The organism is Pararobbsia alpina (genome assembly GCF_965118125.1).
In the GTDB taxonomy this organism is placed as follows: Bacteria; Pseudomonadota; Gammaproteobacteria; order Burkholderiales; family Burkholderiaceae; genus Pararobbsia; species Pararobbsia alpina_A.
Window position 1 is genome coordinate 2,270,729 of the sequence record NZ_OZ221287.1, and the last position, 15,254, is coordinate 2,285,982.

Consider the following 15,254-nt stretch of genomic DNA (forward strand, 5'->3'; position numbering starts at 1 on the left):
GCCCATGTCGAATGTCGGTGAAAGCGCGCCCCAAAAGGCGCCCGGCCCCAGGCCGAAAAACGCCCCGCGGCCAGCCCGCGAGATCGTCGCGAACCCCGTGCCGCCGATCGAGTTCCCCCCCGAGCTGCCCGTTTCCGGGCGACGGGAGGAGATTGCGCGCGCGATCGCGAATCATCAGGTCGTCATCGTGTCCGGTGAAACGGGTTCGGGCAAGACGACGCAGCTTCCTAAAATCTGCCTGTCGCTCGGCCGCGGACGCGGCGCGGGCGGCGCCGGGCTCGTCGGCCACACGCAGCCGAGACGGATCGCCGCGAGCGCGACCGCAAGGCGCATTGCGGAAGAGCTCAAGACGCCGTTCGGCGAAGTCGTCGGCTACAAGGTCCGGTTCAACGACAATCTTGCTCCGGGTGCGTCGGTCAAATTGATGACAGACGGGATTCTGCTGGCTGAAACCCAGACGGACCCGTTGTTGCGCGCCTACGATACGCTGATCATCGACGAAGCGCACGAACGCAGCCTGAATATCGACTTTCTGCTCGGCTATCTGAAGCAGATTCTGCCCAAGCGCCCCGATCTGAAGCTGATCATCACGTCGGCGACGATCGACGCCGAGCGCTTCGCGCGCCACTTCGGCTCGGACGAGCGGCCGGCGCCCGTCATCGAAGTCAGCGGACGGTTGTATCCGGTCGAGATCCGGTACCAGCCCGTGGCCGATGATCATGCGGCACGCGCGGCGGGTCAGGCAGGCGGTGCGCAGGGCGACGCCGGCAACAAACCGGCGCCGCGCGCGCCGGAGCGCACCACGCGTGCGCAGGAGCGCGCTCAGGAACGGGATCTGCACGACGCGATCGTCGACGCGGTCGACGAGCTGTGCCGCGAAGGTCCGGGCGACGTGCTCGTCTTTCTGCCCGGCGAGCGCGAGATCCGTGACGCGGCCGAGGCGCTGCGCAAACACCACCCGCCGCACACTGAGATCCTGCCGCTGTTCGCGCGCCTGTCGGCCGCCGAGCAGGAGCGCGTGTTCAAACCGTCGAACGCACGGCGCATCGTGCTGGCGACCAATGTTGCGGAAACGTCACTGACGGTGCCGGGTGTACGGTATGTCGTCGACGCGGGCACCGCTCGCGTCAAACGTTATTCGTATCGCAACAAGGTCGAGCAACTTCAGATCGAGCCGGTGTCGCAGGCGGCGGCCAACCAGCGCGCGGGCCGGTGCGGTCGCGTCGCGAACGGCGTCTGCATTCGCCTGTATGACGAGGCGGATTTTGTCGCGCGCGCACGATTTACCGATCCGGAAATCCTGCGTTCGTCGCTTGCAGCCGTCATCCTGCGCATGAAGTCGCTGCACCTGACGGATATCGAGCGCTTTCCGTTCCTCGAGGCGCCGCCCGGGCGCGCAATCGCCGATGGCTATCAGCTGCTCAACGAACTCGGGGCGACCGACGACGACAATGCGCTGACGCCGACGGGGCGGGAATTGGCCCGGCTGCCGCTCGACCCGCGGATCGGACGCATGATTCTGGCCGCGCGCGATCATCAGGCGCTCAACGAGTTGCTGATCATCGCGAGCGCGCTGTCGGTGCAGGATCCGCGCGACCGGCCGATCGAAGCACAGGAAGCCGCCGATCAGGCACACAAGAAATTCGTCGACGAACGCTCCGAATTTCTTGGATGGCTGCGGATCTGGAAATGGTTCGAAGAGGCGGTCGCGCACAAAAAGTCAAACCGGCAGCTCGTCGACGCATGCCGCGCGAATTTCTTGTCGCATCTGCGCTTGCGCGAATGGCGCGATGTGCACAGTCAGCTGCTGACGGTGGTGCGCGAGATGGGCTGGCGCCTCAACGAGAGCGAAGCGACGTTCGAACAGGTTCACTGGTCGCTGCTGACCGGACTGCTCGGCAATATCGGCGTGAAGGCCGACGACGAGCCTCACTATCTCGGTGCGCGCGGCATCAAGTTTCATATCTGGCCGGGCTCGGCGCTTGCCAAGAAGGCCGGTCGATGGGTGATGGCCGGGGAGCTTGTCGAGACGAGCCGCCTGTTCGCGCGCGGCATTGCGAAGATCGAGCCGGACTGGATTGAGCGCGTCGGCCGGCATTTGATCAAGACGTCGCAGTCGGAACCCCACTGGGAAAAGAAGGCAGCGCAGGTGAGCGCCTATGAGCGCGGCACGCTCTACGGCTTGACGGTCTACAACCGGCGTCGGGTCGCGTTCGGCCGGCAGGATCCCGCACGTGCGCGCGAATTGTTTATCCGGGGTGCGCTGGTCGAAGGCGAGTTCGAGACGCGGTTGCCGTTCTTTGCGCACAACCGCAAGCTGCTTGCCGATATCGAGCAGCTCGAACACAAGTCGCGCCGGCAAGACGTGCTCGTCGACGATGAACTGATCTTTGGTTACTACGATCAGGCGCTGCCTGACGGGATTTACACCGGCGTCGCGTTCGAGAAGTGGTACCGCGAAGCGTCGCGCGATAACGCGAAACTGCTGTATTTGCAGCGTGACGATCTGATGCGCCATGAGGCTGCAGGCGTCACGACGGACATGTTCCCGAAAAAGACGTCGATCGCCGGTGTCGACATGGGGCTGTCGTATCACTTCGAGCCGGGATCGCCCCGCGACGGGGTCACGTTAACCGTACCGCTCTATGCACTGAATCAGGTCGATGCGCGCCGCTGCGAATGGCTGGTGCCGGGCATGATCAAGGAAAAGGCGCAATTGCTGCTGAAGTCGCTGCCGCAGAAGTTGCGTCGTCACTGTGTGCCGCTGCCGAACTACGCCGCCGGCTTTGCCGATCGCGCCGCCTTCGGCGTCGGCAACGTCGTCGACGCGCTGATCGCCGATTTGCGCGAGCAGGTGCAGGTCCAGGCGCGGACATCGGATTTCAAGCTCGAATCGCTGCCGACGCACCTGTTCATGAATTTCAAGGTCATCGACGAGCACGGACGTCAGCTCGCGATGGCGCGCAATCTTGCGCAATTGCGTGCCGAACTCGGCGCACAGGCGCAACAGGAGTTCCAGAAAATCGCGGCGGCGCACCGCGACACACAGTCGGTTGAAGCAGGCGACGACGCCGACGACGGACGCGTTTCGTCCGGTCGAGGCGCGGGTGCCAGCGTACCGAAGGGCGCACCGACGACCGCTGCGGGGCGTCCGGGTTCATCCGGTTCGGCCGCCGGAGCAGGAAACGGCGGCGCGACAGCGAGTGCGGCAACCCGTGGGGCGACGCAGCAGGGCGCCGGCCGTTCCAAAGGCAATGCCAGTGAAGCGGCACCGCGCACGGGCGATGCCGCGGCCGGTTCCGAGTCGACCGCGCTGTACGAAAACCTGACGACGTGGAACTTCGGCACGCTGCCTGAGTTGCTCGAGGTTCGCCGGCGTGGACAGACGATGTTCGGCTATCCCGCGCTCGTCGATCGCGGCGATCACTGCGACGTCGAAGTGTTCGACTCGCCTGAGGAAGCCGCGCGTATCCATCGCGCAGGGCTGCGTCGACTCTTTGCGTTGCAATTGCGCGAGCCGATCAAGTTTCTCGAGAAGAATATTCCGGGCATTCAGCAGATGGCCATGCAGTACATGGCGCTCGGTACGCAGGAGGAGTTGCGGGACCAGATCGTTGAATGCGCGCTGGATCGTGCGTGCCTGCAGGAACCGTTGCCGGCCGACGCGCAGAGCTTCGCCGCCCGACGCGACGAGGGGCGTAGCCGTTTGTCGCTGCTGGCCCAGGAAATCGCGCGGCTCGCGTCGTCGATCCTGACCGAGCATGCGGCGGCGACCAAAAAGCTCGTCCAGGCCAAGAGCTTTACGGCCGCGTACGCGGACATGACGCAGCAGTTGCAGTCACTCGTGGGCAAGCGTTTCCTGATCGACACGCCGTATGCGCAGCTTGTGCATTTTCCGCGCTATCTGAAGGCCATTTCGATGCGCATCGACAAGCTCAAGGCCGACGCGGCGCGCGATGCGCGCCAGGCGGCCGAGATGGCGCCGTTGCTTCAGCAGTTCCAGCGCACCGTCGCGCAGCGCAAATCGATCGCTGACCCTCGGCTTGTCGAATTCCGGTGGCTGCTCGAGGAGCTGCGTGTGTCGCTGTTTGCGCAGGAACTGCGTACGCCGATGCCCGTGTCCGTCAAACGCCTGCACAAAGTCTGGGACGCGCTCGAACGGTAACGACGATGCGGCTCAGGTCGAGCTGAGGGAGCCAAGGGACGGCCGCGGGTCAATCCACGAGCCGTGCCGTCGAGCCGAGTCCTCGAATGAGGCCTTCGGGTAGGGCCTGACACCGTGCGTCGACCGCGGCCGCGACGGGGCGGCGAACCTTGCGCCGACCCCGCGTCGCGCAATGTCGGTCAGATTTGCGTTTTCGCAAAATAATTGGCATTCGTCATTTTGACGATACGTTGCGACGCACAATGGCACTACAATAGCGCGTATTCAGAGTGATTGATTTATATGCGTAAATTCTGGTTTTCGACCGTGCTGGCGGGTGCTTTCACGGTTGCTGCGGGTGTTTCATCGGTCGCGCAGGCCGCCAATGGCAATGTCGTCGTGCTGAATTCCGCCGACGCGAGCATTTCCCTGATCGACCCGGTGTCGTTGAGCGTCACCGAAACCTTTCCGGTCGGTAAAGAACCGCACCATCTGATGGCGACACCCGACAACAAATCGTTGATCGTCGCCAATTCGATTTCCAATAATCTGGTATTTCTCGATCCGAAATCCGGCCATATTCAGCGCTGGATCGAAAATATCGAAGACCCATATCAGATCGGTTACTCGCCCGACCACAAGTGGTTCGTGACGACGGGCCTGCGCCTGGATCGCGTCGATATTTACCGTGCGACGGGCGACAACATCGAGTTGGCCAAACGTGTGCCGCTCGCGACGATGCCGAGCCACATGGCCTTTACGCGCGACAGCAAGATCGCGTTTGTGACGCTGCAGATCTCGGGCGAAGTCGCCGCGATCGATCTCGCGACGCAAAATGTGCTCTGGAAGATGAAAGTCGGACCGGTGCCGGCAGGACTCTGGATGACGCCGAACGACCAGTACCTGCTGGTCGGCATGACGGGCGCGGATTATGTGGCGGTGGTCGACTGGCACAACCGTACGGTGGTCAAGACGATTCACACAGGCAAGGGCGCCCACAACTTCCGCTCGCTCGACGACGGCCGCCATGTCGTCGTGTCGAACCGCGTCGCGAATACGATCAGCATCATCGACGAACAGTCGCTGACGAATGCCGGCGATATCACCGGATTGCTGCCCGGACCGGACGATATGGAACTTTCGGCCGATCATCGGTATCTGTGGGTAACGTTCCGTTTTGCGAAGCACGTTGGCATCATCGACCTGACCAACCATCAGTTGATCAAGACGATCGCCGTGGGACGCTCGCCGCACGGCATTTACTTTTTCGATCGCGCTCCGGTGACGTCAGCCAATGGCGCATGACGCCGTTATAGCGGTAACGAAATACACTTCGCCTGAGAAAACGAGGCAAGCATGATTCATGAAATCGTCAGCCAGCTCGACAATCTGGTGTCGGCCTTGCAGACGCTGCTGTATGTCGACGTCGTTCAGCCCGTCATGTTCAAGGTCGGGCTGATGGACTACGACGAAGACACGTACGACATGCTCTACTGGGTGATCGTCGGGGTGCTCGAGATCGGCGTCATGTACGCGATCCTGCGGCCCCTCGAAGCGCTGCGCCCGATCGAACAATGGCAAGACCGCAAGGCGGTGCGCGCGGATGTCGCCTACACGTGGATCGCCAAGCTTGGCGTGATCAACCTTGCGTTCTTCTTTCTGCTCCAGCCTGCGTTTTTCAAGGCGCAAAGCTGGCTCACGATTCACAACATCCCGACCTTCGAGCTTGATGGTGTGTGGCCCGGCGTGACCGATCAGCCGATTGCGTCCTTCCTGATCTATCTGATCGTGCTCGATTTCGCCGGGTATTGGTATCACCGCTGGCAGCACAAGTTCGGCGTCTGGTGGGAGCTTCATGCGGTCCATCACAGCCAGCAGCAGATGTCGCTGTGGGCGGACGATCGCAATCATCTGCTCGACGACATGATTCAGGCTGCGTTCTTTGCCGCGCTTGCCTTGTTTGTCGGCGTTGCCCCGTCGCAATTCGTGGTGCTCGTGGCCGTCAGCAACCTGTTGCAGAGCATTCAGCACGTCAACGCGCGTCTGCCTTATGGTCGCGTGCTCGAACGTATTCTCGTGAGCCCGACTTTCCATCGCCGTCATCACGCCGTCGGGTATGGCCACGAGGGCACGAAATACGGCTGCAATTTCGGCGTGCTGTTCCCGTGGTGGGACATGATGTTCCGCACCGCTGCATGGACGCGCGAGGTCGAGCCGACCGGTATTCGCGACCAGTTGCCCGCACAGGCAGGCGGCATCGGCCTCAACTACGGTCATGGACTCATCGCGCAGCACTGGTACGCCATGGTGCGTATTGCCGCTCGCCTGCGTGGACGCCGCGCCCAAGCTACTCAATGACGAATCTGTTCGATTCGTTCGTCCGTGCGGTCGGCACGGCGTTTCATCCGCGCATGCTGATGCTGACGCTGCTGCCGTTCGCGATCGCCGGCGTCACCTGGCTCGCGATCTTCTGGTTCGGCTGGGAATACGCGGTTGCATTCGTTGCGTCGGCGCTCACGCGCTGGTCCCTGAGCCCGCATCTCTATTCACTGTTCGGCTCGATCGGCCTGGCGACCGCGCATGCTGTCGTGGCGCCTTTCGTCGTCGTGATGCTTGCCATCCCGCTGATCGTCGCGTCGGTGCTCGTGCTGATCGCGTCGATCGCGATGCCGGTCGTGCTCCGTCATCTGGGCCGCGGCCGGTTCGCCGCACTCGAGAAGCAGCGTGGCGGAAGCTGGTACGGCAGCCTCTTCCACTCGTTGTTCGTGACGATCGTGTGCATCGTATTGACCGCCGCGACGGTGCCGTTGTGGATCGTGCCGCCGCTGTTCGCTGTTCTGCCGCCCTTGCTCTGGGGCTGGCTCAGCTACCGCGTCATGAGCTACGACGCGCTGGCCGACCATGCGACATCCGACGAACGGCGTACGATTGTGCGCAAGCACCGCTGGTCGCTGCTCATCATGGGCATCTGCACGGGTCTGCTGGGTTCCGTGCCGACGTTTATCTGGGCCAGCTCGATGATCGTGATCGTGCTGTTCCCGGTCGTGGCGGTTGCCGCGGTGTGGCTCTATATCTTTATCTTCGTGTTTTCCGCGCTCTGGTTCGGACACTATTGCCTGCACGCGCTGCAACAGTTGCGACACGTGACGCACGCCGGGCAGGATGCCGAGCCGGGTGGCGGGGTACCGCGGTTGCCGGCCTGAAGGCACACGGGCGCGGCGATTTCTCTACAAGGACAATGTCATGGCAATCGGCGCGCTGATCATCGGCGATGAAATACTTTCGGGACGCCGGCAAGACAAGCATCTTGCCAAACTGATCGAGCTGCTGTCGGCGCGCGGGCTGTCGCTGGCGTGGGCCGAATATATTGGCGACGACCCTGAACGCATCGTTGCGACGCTCAAGCGCACGTTCGCCACGGGCGACATCGTGTTTTCGACGGGCGGCATCGGCGCGACACCGGATGACCATACGCGTCAGTGCGCGGCCAGGGCGCTGGGTGTCGAACTCGAACTGCATCCCGAAGCGAAGCGACTGATTATCGAACGCACGCTCGAGAGCGCGCCGGCGGGGGAGCCTGTCGATCTCAATTCGGCGCAGAATCTGCATCGGCTCAATATGGGCACGTATCCGGCAGGGGCGCGGATCATTCCGAACAGCTACAACAAGATTCCCGGCTTCTCGGTCGGCGATCACCACTTCATGCCGGGCTTTCCCGTCATGGCCTGGCCGATGATGGAATGGGTGCTCGATACGTACTACTCGCACCTGCATCACGCAACACCCCACGAAGAGCGTTCGGTGCTGGTGTTCGAACTCGTCGAGTCGGAGCTGACGCCGCTGATGGTCGAGATCGAGCGTGACTTCGCGGGCGTTCGTGTGTTCAGCCTGCCGAGCGTGGGCGATGCGACGCGCGGCGGCATCTATGCGAAGCGCCATATCGATCTGGGCGTGAAGGGCGATCCGGCGCTGGTGGAGCCGGCGTTCGAAGCCTTGCGCAAGGGCGTCTATACGCTCGGCGGCACGATGGTCGAGATCGACGGCGAAGTGCTTTAATCCTGCGCGACAGGCTGGGTCGGGGCGCCGGTCAGACGCGAGCGCACAAAGCCGATGTGTTCACGCAGTACGTAAAACGCATCGGCATACGCGAGCGGCATTTTCATCCGGTTCACGGCGTCTTCGATGGTATCGAGGCGGTGCAACAGTTCCTCGCGCTCTTCCGGCGTCGCTTCGGACATCGCCGCGCGCTCGATCGAAATCAACGATCCATACCACCGGTAGATCCGTGATTTGACGCGCCACGCATAAAGCCCCGGCACGATCCGCAAACCGGGGATCAACACCACGATCAGCGGCACGACCACGACGAGCAAGCGGTCCGCGAGGCTCGCAAGCCAGAACGGCAAGGACCGGTAGAGAAAGCTCTTGCCCGACTTGTAATAGCGCTGCGCGTCGTCGCTGATCGGGAACACGTCGTGGGCGATCGGCGAAGGAAACTCGCCCGCGCGCTGCAAGACGTTCGAGCGCCCGTGAATCTCCTGCGCCGCGCTGATCAGCAGATCGGACAGCGCGGGATGCAGGTTGCTGCGCGCAATGAGTTCGACGGTCGGGCTGATCAGGTGAATCGTCTGCGGCGGCAGGTTCTGACCGAGGTCGAGCACGCCAGGCGGCAGATCCAGTTCAGCGAGGTAATAGAACCGGCGCGTGTACGCGTCGGCCTGGCTGAAGTCCATCAGCGCTACGCCCGGCATGCGCTGAAGACGCAACATGTTGTTGCGGCTCGCCGAATCGCCGTTGAGGATCGCCGCATCGATGCGGCCCTGGATCAGTTCCTGCACGGCATCTTCGCCGTCGAGCGGCAGCAGTTGAGTCGAACCGCCGGGTTCGATGCCGTTCGCCTTGAGCAGGCTCAGCGCCAGCGAGCGTGTGCCGCTGCCTTCGCGGCCGATGGCGATGCGCATGCCGGCGAGTTGCCCGAGCTCGGTCAGATTTGCGCCGCGATAAAAGACCACGACCGGCGCATAGAACATGCTGCCCAGCGACACGAGCGACTTGGTCGCAATGCCATCCGACACGCCACCCTGCGCGAAGCCGAGCTCGACGTGCTGCTTCGGATCGGCGAGCCGCTGGAGATTCTGAACCGATCCGTCTGAGGTCTCGAGATTCAGCGTGACGCCGTCGCGGGCCAGAATGCGCTTGTACTGTTCCGCATACGGCCAGAAAGTGCTGTCGCGAGGCCCGACGCTCATCGTGATGTGTTTGGGCGGTGCGGGGTCGACCCAGTAGACCATCAGGCCGATGGCAAGCACGCACAGCGCGATGATCGGCAACACCAGCACGGCGAAGTCGTGCCACGAGATCGAGACAAAGCGGGCATGCACGCGCCGCCCATGGCGCGGCGGAGGTGTCGGCATCGAGGGCGGCGGAGAAGGTGTGCGCGTCATCGGGTGTCGAGTGGTATCAGACAGGAAGGGCTGATCGGCGTCGCATGCCTGCCACTATAAATGCGAGCGTATGCCCGCGTACAGCCGCGTACTGGCGAGTCTCGGGTCGAACGTTTGCTCGCATGGCGATTTCCGGTGTGACGGCTGGTGCGGGCGGCCGTGCAGGGCGCGTTTGACGCGCTCCTGGCCGACGACTCCGCAGGCCACCCTGAAGGCGACGACCCTGCAGGATCCCTCTCCGAATTCGGCGACGGATCAGGCACCGACCCACGGCAGGCCGCGGAAGCACCAGCCACTGACCGACTTCCGGTGACCTTCGCCATCCTTGTCGCCCTCGAACCCCTCCAGCACGTCGTAGGCATGGGTGAAGCCGGCGGCGGCAGCGGCCTTGGCGGCGTGCTTCGAACGCGCGGCGCTGCGGCACAGGAACACGATCGGGGCGTCGATGTCGGCCGCGGCGCGCAACTGATCTACGAACTCGGCGTTCGGCACCGCGCCCGGATAGCGTGACCACTCGATATGCACATACTGTTCCGCCGGGATGTCGGGGCGGCCGACCCAATCGAGCTCGGCGCGCGTGCGCACGTCGACGAGTCGTGCGTTGGGCGCGACCTTGAGCAAGTCGAGCGTCTCAGCCGGGGACAGCGCGCCCGCATAGGGAAGCGCGCTTTCAGCGCGGCGCTTGTCGGCCTGCGCAAGCAATTCGTCCAACGAAGTCATTCAAATGTCTCCGGATCAGAAAATAATCATTCTAGTCGAGCCTGGGCGCGCGCCTTTGGACGCTCCGGAACGATTGCGAGTCGGCATCGGCGCACAATCCAGGTGCTTTGCTAACGAATTGTTCTTTTGTGGTGCGTAAACTTAGCCTCAATCGCGGCAACGCATCATAATAGTGCGTTCGAGGCACCGCGAAGCAGCGGATGCACTCGCGAGCGCTGCGTCGCATGCGCTCGGACGATTCGCGCAAGCCGGTGAAAATGCACCTTAAGTTGCCCGCGTGCACAGTGCTGGTCGATATTGGCATGGTATGTGCTTTTTCGACGCATCCGGTTTTGTGCAGTCAACAAAGCGTAGGGATTCGGACGGCCGAGGTCGTCTTTCTAGTGAAAGTGAAAAGGAACAGGAGAAAGGTATGAGCAAATCCGTGGCCGACGTCGTTCAGATGGTGAAGGACGAGGACGTCAAGTTCGTCGACTTCCGTTTTACGGATACGAAAGGCAAGGAACAGCACGTCTCGGTACCGGTGTCGGCCTTCGATGAAGACAAGTTCGAAAGCGGCCACGCATTCGACGGTTCCTCGATCGCCGGCTGGAAGGGCATCGAAGCATCGGACATGTTGCTGATGCCGGATCCGAACACGGCTTACATCGACCCGTTCTACGAAGAATCGACGCTCGTGCTGTCGTGCGACGTCATCGAACCGTCGGACGGCAAGGGCTATGAACGCGACCCGCGCTCGCTCGCACGTCGTGCTGAAGCCTATCTGAAGAGCACGGGCCTGGGCGACACGGCCTTCTTCGGTCCGGAACCCGAATTCTTCATTTTCGACTCGGTCGAATGGGCTACCGACATGTCGGGCAGCTTCGTGAAGATCAACTCGGAAGAAGCACCGTGGTCGTCGGGCAAGTCGTTCGAACACGGCAACACGGGTCACCGTCCGGGCACGAAGGGCGGCTACTTCCCGGTTGCACCGGTTGATCAGTTCCAGGACATCCGCTCGGAAATGTGCCTGTTGCTCGAACAAATCGGCATCCCGGTTGAAGTGCACCACCACGAAGTGGCGGGCCAGGGCCAGAACGAAATCGGCACGAAGTTCTCGACGCTCGTGCAACGCGCCGACTGGACGCAGCAACTGAAGTACATCGTCCAGAACGTCGCACACACGTACGGCAAGACGGCGACGTTCATGCCGAAGCCGATCGTGGGCGACAACGGCTCGGGCATGCACGTTCACCAGTCGATCTGGAAGGACGGCAAGAACCTGTTCGCTGGTGACGGCTATGCAGGCCTGTCGGAATTCGCGCTGTTCTACATCGGCGGCATCATCAAGCATGCTCGCGCGCTGAACGCGATCACGAACCCGACGACGAACTCGTACAAGCGCCTGGTTCCGGGCTTCGAAGCACCGGTCAAGCTCGCGTACTCGGCTCGTAACCGTTCGGCATCGATCCGTATTCCGCACGTGGCGAACCCGAAGGGCCGTCGTATCGAAACGCGCTTCCCGGATCCGATGGCGAATCCGTACCTCGCGTTCTCGGCACTGATGATGGCTGGTCTGGATGGCGTGCAGAACAAGATCCACCCGGGCGAAGCCGCCGACAAGAACCTGTACGACCTGCCGCCGGAAGAAGACGCAAAGATCCCGACCGTGTGCTCGAGCCTCGACCAGGCGCTCGAATACCTCGACAAGGATCGCGAATTCCTGACGCGCGGTGGTGTGTTCACCGACGGCATGATCGATGCCTACATCTCGCTGAAGATGGAAGAAGTCACGCGTTTCCGCATGACGACGCACCCGGTCGAATTCGAGATGTACTACTCGCTGTAATTGCTGTCGATGGCGATGCACACCGGCCATGCATGTCGGCCGGTGTGAGCTCGCAGCAGAGGGACGGCAGGGCCGTCCCTTTTTTGTCCGTGAGAGCCTGACAAAATGAAAGCTGAACCCGCGGGGGACGCCATGCACAGCGACACGCGTACGGCGTATGTGCAACAGGCGTGCATGCGATCCATGCACGCGGCATCAGGGCCCGAGGCCCGATGTGAGCTGAACCGCTTCATTTTGTCAGTGTCTTGAGGATGAGGTAGATGGGACTGAAAGACCTGATGAAATCCAAGCGTGCCGAGATCGCATCCGGTCCGGCCGCACTCGTGCAGTCATCGCTGCTGCCCGGGCTCGAAGCACTGCCAACCGCGGTGCTCGTGATCGAACGACGCACACTGGGCGTCGCCTTTGCGAATGCGGTGGCCGAGTCGCTGCTCGAGATGTCGCGCCGTCAGCTTTCGCAGATGTGCTGGCCCGATCTCTTTACGAACTCGGACCAGCTGATCGCGACGATCGATGCGATTGCGGCGATTGCCGACAACCGCTTCAACGCGACACACCTCGACGCCTCGCTCGAGCGAACCGGCCGCGAACCGCTGCACGTGCACGCGATCGTCGGCTATCTCGAAGCGGTGCCGGACTACGTGTTGCTCGAGCTCTTCGAGAACGAGCAGCAACTGCGTACGGATCGTGAAGAGCGCATTCACGACCTGACCGCGGTCAACAAGCAACTGATCCGCAATCTCGCCCACGAAATCAAGAACCCGCTTGGCGGGATCCGTGGCGCGGCGCAATTGCTCGAATTCGAACTCGGCGATTCGCGCGACTTGCGCGAGTACACACAAGTCATCATCAAGGAGTCGGATCGGCTGCAGACGCTGGTCGACCGGTTGCTTGAGCCGCATCGGCATCCGCATATCGTCGGCGACGTGAATATCCACGAAGTATGCGAACGCGTGCGCGCGCTGATTCTCGCCGAGTTCCCGCGCGGGCTGACGATCGAACGCGACTACGACGTGAGCGTGCCGGAACTGCGCGGCGACAAGGAACAGCTGATTCAGACGATTCTGAACATCGTGCGCAATGCGGCCGAAGCGCTCAAGGAGCGCATCGCTGCCGGCGATGCTCGCATCGACCTGCGCACGCGTATCGCACGCAACGTCACGATTTCCAAGCAGCTGCATAAGCTGGCATTGGACTTGCATATCATCGACAACGGACCTGGCATTCCCGAGGACATCCGCGATCGTATCTTCTATCCGCTTGTGAGCGGTCGTGAAGACGGGAGCGGATTGGGACTCACGCTTGCCCAGACTTTCGTGCATCAGCACGAGGGCCTGATTGAATGCGATAGCAGGCCTGGGCGCACCGAGTTCCAGATCCTGTTGCCACTGTCGATTTAGTCTGACCACGTTTCGCCATCTGGCCTGCGTGCACGACGTGTTTTCAATGCTGCGCTTACAAGAACTTCAGCCGACCGATATATGAAGCCGATCTGGATAGTAGACGACGACCAATCGATCCGTTGGGTGCTTGAAAAGGCCCTTGCCCGCGAGAACTTCGCGACCCGCAGCTTCTCGACCACGCGCGAAGCATTAACGGCGTTCGAGCACGATACCCCGCAGGTGCTGGTCTCTGACATCCGCATGCCGGGTGGGTCGGGTTTCGAATTGCTCGAGATCGTTCGCGAGCGCTGGCCCGGCATTCCGGTCATCATCATGACCGCGTTTTCGGACCTCGATAGTGCGGTCGCGGCGTTTCAGGGCGGCGCGTTCGAGTATCTGGCCAAGCCGTTCGATATCGACAAGGCCGTCGAACTGATTCAACGCGCGGTCGAGGAAAGTCTGCGCGGCGAGCAGGCGTATGAAGAGCGCCTGACCGAAACGCCGGAAATGCTTGGCCAGGCGAGCGCGATGCAGGACATGTTCCGAGCGATCGGCCGCTTGTCGAATTCGAGCGCGACGGTGTTGATCACGGGCGAATCGGGAACGGGTAAGGAACTCGTCGCACGTGCGCTGCATCGGCATAGTCCGCGTGCGAGCGGGCCGTTTATCGCGCTGAATACCGCAGCCATTCCGAAGGACCTGCTCGAGTCCGAACTGTTCGGTCATGAGCGCGGTGCGTTCACGGGCGCGCAGGCCATGCGTCAGGGCCGCTTCGAGCAGGCCGAGAACGGCACGCTGTTCCTCGATGAAATCGGCGATATGCCGTTCGATCTGCAAACGCGCTTGCTGCGCGTGCTGTCCGACGGGCAGTTCTATCGGGTCGGCGGGCACAACCCGCTGCGCGCGAACGTCCGTGTGATCGCGGCGACGCACCAGAATCTCGAGCAACGTGTACGGCAAGGCTTGTTCCGCGAGGACTTGTATCACCGGCTCAACGTGATTCGTCTGCGCCTGCCGGCGCTGCGCGAACGCAATGAGGACATCCCGCTGCTCACGCGCCACTTCCTGCAAAAGAGCGCGCGCGATCTGGGTGTCGAGCCCAAGCGTGTGTCCGATGATGCGCTCGCGTTCCTCTCGTCGCTGTCGTTTCCAGGGAACGTCCGACAGCTCGAGAATCTCTGCAACTGGCTGACCGTGATGGCGCCTGCGCAGACGATCGAAATCAAGGATCTGCCGTCGGATCTGTTGCCGACGACGTCAAATGATCCTGGTGCGCAGATTTCGAACGACGGCGCAGCGATGCATGCGGGTGTGGTTGCAGGTGGTGGGCTGGATGCAGGTACGGCATTGGCCCCGGCGACTGCGTCGGCTGTCGGCGCAGCGACACTACCCGGCGGGATTTATTCGCGCACGATGGGCCGTCCTGATGCGGCCGCCGGCTGGGAAAGCGGACTGCGCACCGAGGTGGCCAAGCTGTTGCGCGAGCAATCGGTCGATGTGATGGACGCGCTGACGCGACGTTTCGAAGCTGCCGTTATTCTCGAAGCGCTTGATTTCACGCGCGGCCGGAAGGTCGAAGCCGCTGAGCGCCTCGGGATCGGTCGCAATACGATTACGCGCAAGATTCAGGAGCTCAACCTCGAGCCGTGATCGGATCGGAGAGCGTGTGACCGCGCTCTCGCTCGGGTATGCGGCGCCTGTACCTATGATCTGTAACTGATCTGCGCACAAAAAAG

Annotated in this window: 10 protein-coding genes; 8 read left to right on the top strand and 2 right to left on the bottom strand. The window is 62.2% G+C overall.

Going from position 1 to position 15,254, the window contains the following annotated elements; genetic code table 11:
* Positions 1-4: 4 nt before the first annotated feature.
* The 5 genes from hrpA to ACMFWR_RS09930 all read left to right on the top strand — a co-directional run bounded on the left by hrpA (position 5) and on the right by ACMFWR_RS09930 (position 8,200).
* Complete coding sequence (gene hrpA, locus ACMFWR_RS09910; protein ID WP_413191505.1) at positions 5-4,165, top strand: ATP-dependent RNA helicase HrpA; 4,161 nt, start codon at positions 5-7, stop codon at positions 4,163-4,165.
* Positions 4,166-4,447: 282 nt separating this feature from the next.
* Positions 4,448-5,449, top strand: a complete 1,002-nt coding sequence (locus ACMFWR_RS09915) for a beta-propeller fold lactonase family protein (RefSeq protein WP_413191506.1) — start codon at positions 4,448-4,450, stop codon at positions 5,447-5,449.
* A gap of 51 nt (positions 5,450-5,500) precedes the next feature.
* Complete coding sequence (locus ACMFWR_RS09920) at positions 5,501-6,502, top strand: sterol desaturase family protein (protein WP_413191507.1); 1,002 nt, start codon at positions 5,501-5,503, stop codon at positions 6,500-6,502.
* Positions 6,499-7,347: an EI24 domain-containing protein gene (locus tag ACMFWR_RS09925; RefSeq protein WP_413191508.1), complete on the top strand. Its 849-nt coding sequence runs from the start codon at positions 6,499-6,501 to the stop codon at positions 7,345-7,347. Before ACMFWR_RS09920 ends, ACMFWR_RS09925 begins: the two co-directional genes overlap by 4 nt.
* A 40-nt stretch (positions 7,348-7,387) precedes the next feature.
* Positions 7,388-8,200, top strand: coding sequence for a competence/damage-inducible protein A (locus ACMFWR_RS09930; protein WP_413191509.1), 813 nt, complete (start codon positions 7,388-7,390; stop codon positions 8,198-8,200).
* On the opposite strand, the gene ACMFWR_RS09935 is transcribed toward ACMFWR_RS09930, so the two are convergent.
* Complete coding sequence (locus tag ACMFWR_RS09935; RefSeq protein WP_413191510.1) at positions 8,197-9,588, bottom strand: TAXI family TRAP transporter solute-binding subunit; 1,392 nt, start codon at positions 9,586-9,588, stop codon at positions 8,197-8,199. The genes ACMFWR_RS09930 and ACMFWR_RS09935 overlap by 4 nt on opposite strands.
* 255 nt (positions 9,589-9,843) lie before the next feature.
* Positions 9,844-10,308 (bottom strand): rhodanese-like domain-containing protein, encoded by a 465-nt coding sequence (locus ACMFWR_RS09940; RefSeq protein ID WP_413191511.1) that lies wholly within the window; start codon positions 10,306-10,308, stop codon positions 9,844-9,846.
* Positions 10,309-10,720: 412 nt separating this feature from the next.
* Here ACMFWR_RS09940 and glnA point away from each other — a divergent pair, with 412 nt between their 5' ends.
* The 3 genes from glnA to ntrC all read left to right on the top strand — a co-directional run bounded on the left by glnA (position 10,721) and on the right by ntrC (position 15,168).
* Positions 10,721-12,136: a type I glutamate--ammonia ligase gene (gene glnA, locus ACMFWR_RS09945; protein WP_413191512.1), complete on the top strand. Its 1,416-nt coding sequence runs from the start codon at positions 10,721-10,723 to the stop codon at positions 12,134-12,136.
* Between the two features lie 260 nt (positions 12,137-12,396).
* Positions 12,397-13,536, top strand: coding sequence for a nitrogen regulation protein NR(II) (glnL, locus tag ACMFWR_RS09950; protein ID WP_413191513.1), 1,140 nt, complete (start codon positions 12,397-12,399; stop codon positions 13,534-13,536).
* An 81-nt stretch (positions 13,537-13,617) separates the two neighbouring features.
* Positions 13,618-15,168: a nitrogen regulation protein NR(I) gene (ntrC, locus tag ACMFWR_RS09955; protein ID WP_413191514.1), complete on the top strand. Its 1,551-nt coding sequence runs from the start codon at positions 13,618-13,620 to the stop codon at positions 15,166-15,168.
* Positions 15,169-15,254 lie beyond the last annotated feature (86 nt).

Excerpts from the sequence above, each read along its gene's own strand:
- hrpA (WP_413191505.1), top strand. The coding sequence starts at position 5 with ATGTCGAATGTCGGTGAAAGCGCGCCCCAAAAGGCGCCCGGCCCCAGG.
- ACMFWR_RS09915 (WP_413191506.1), top strand. The coding sequence starts at position 4,448 with ATGCGTAAATTCTGGTTTTCGACCGTGCTGGCGGGTGCTTTCACGGTT.
- ACMFWR_RS09920 (WP_413191507.1), top strand. The coding sequence starts at position 5,501 with ATGATTCATGAAATCGTCAGCCAGCTCGACAATCTGGTGTCGGCCTTG.
- ACMFWR_RS09925 (WP_413191508.1), top strand. The coding sequence starts at position 6,499 with ATGACGAATCTGTTCGATTCGTTCGTCCGTGCGGTCGGCACGGCGTTT.
- ACMFWR_RS09930 (WP_413191509.1), top strand. The coding sequence starts at position 7,388 with ATGGCAATCGGCGCGCTGATCATCGGCGATGAAATACTTTCGGGACGC.
- ACMFWR_RS09935 (WP_413191510.1), bottom strand. The coding sequence starts at position 9,588 with ATGACGCGCACACCTTCTCCGCCGCCCTCGATGCCGACACCTCCGCCG.
- ACMFWR_RS09940 (WP_413191511.1), bottom strand. The coding sequence starts at position 10,308 with ATGACTTCGTTGGACGAATTGCTTGCGCAGGCCGACAAGCGCCGCGCT.
- glnA (WP_413191512.1), top strand. The coding sequence starts at position 10,721 with ATGAGCAAATCCGTGGCCGACGTCGTTCAGATGGTGAAGGACGAGGAC.
- glnL (WP_413191513.1), top strand. The coding sequence starts at position 12,397 with ATGGGACTGAAAGACCTGATGAAATCCAAGCGTGCCGAGATCGCATCC.
- ntrC (WP_413191514.1), top strand. The coding sequence starts at position 13,618 with ATGAAGCCGATCTGGATAGTAGACGACGACCAATCGATCCGTTGGGTG.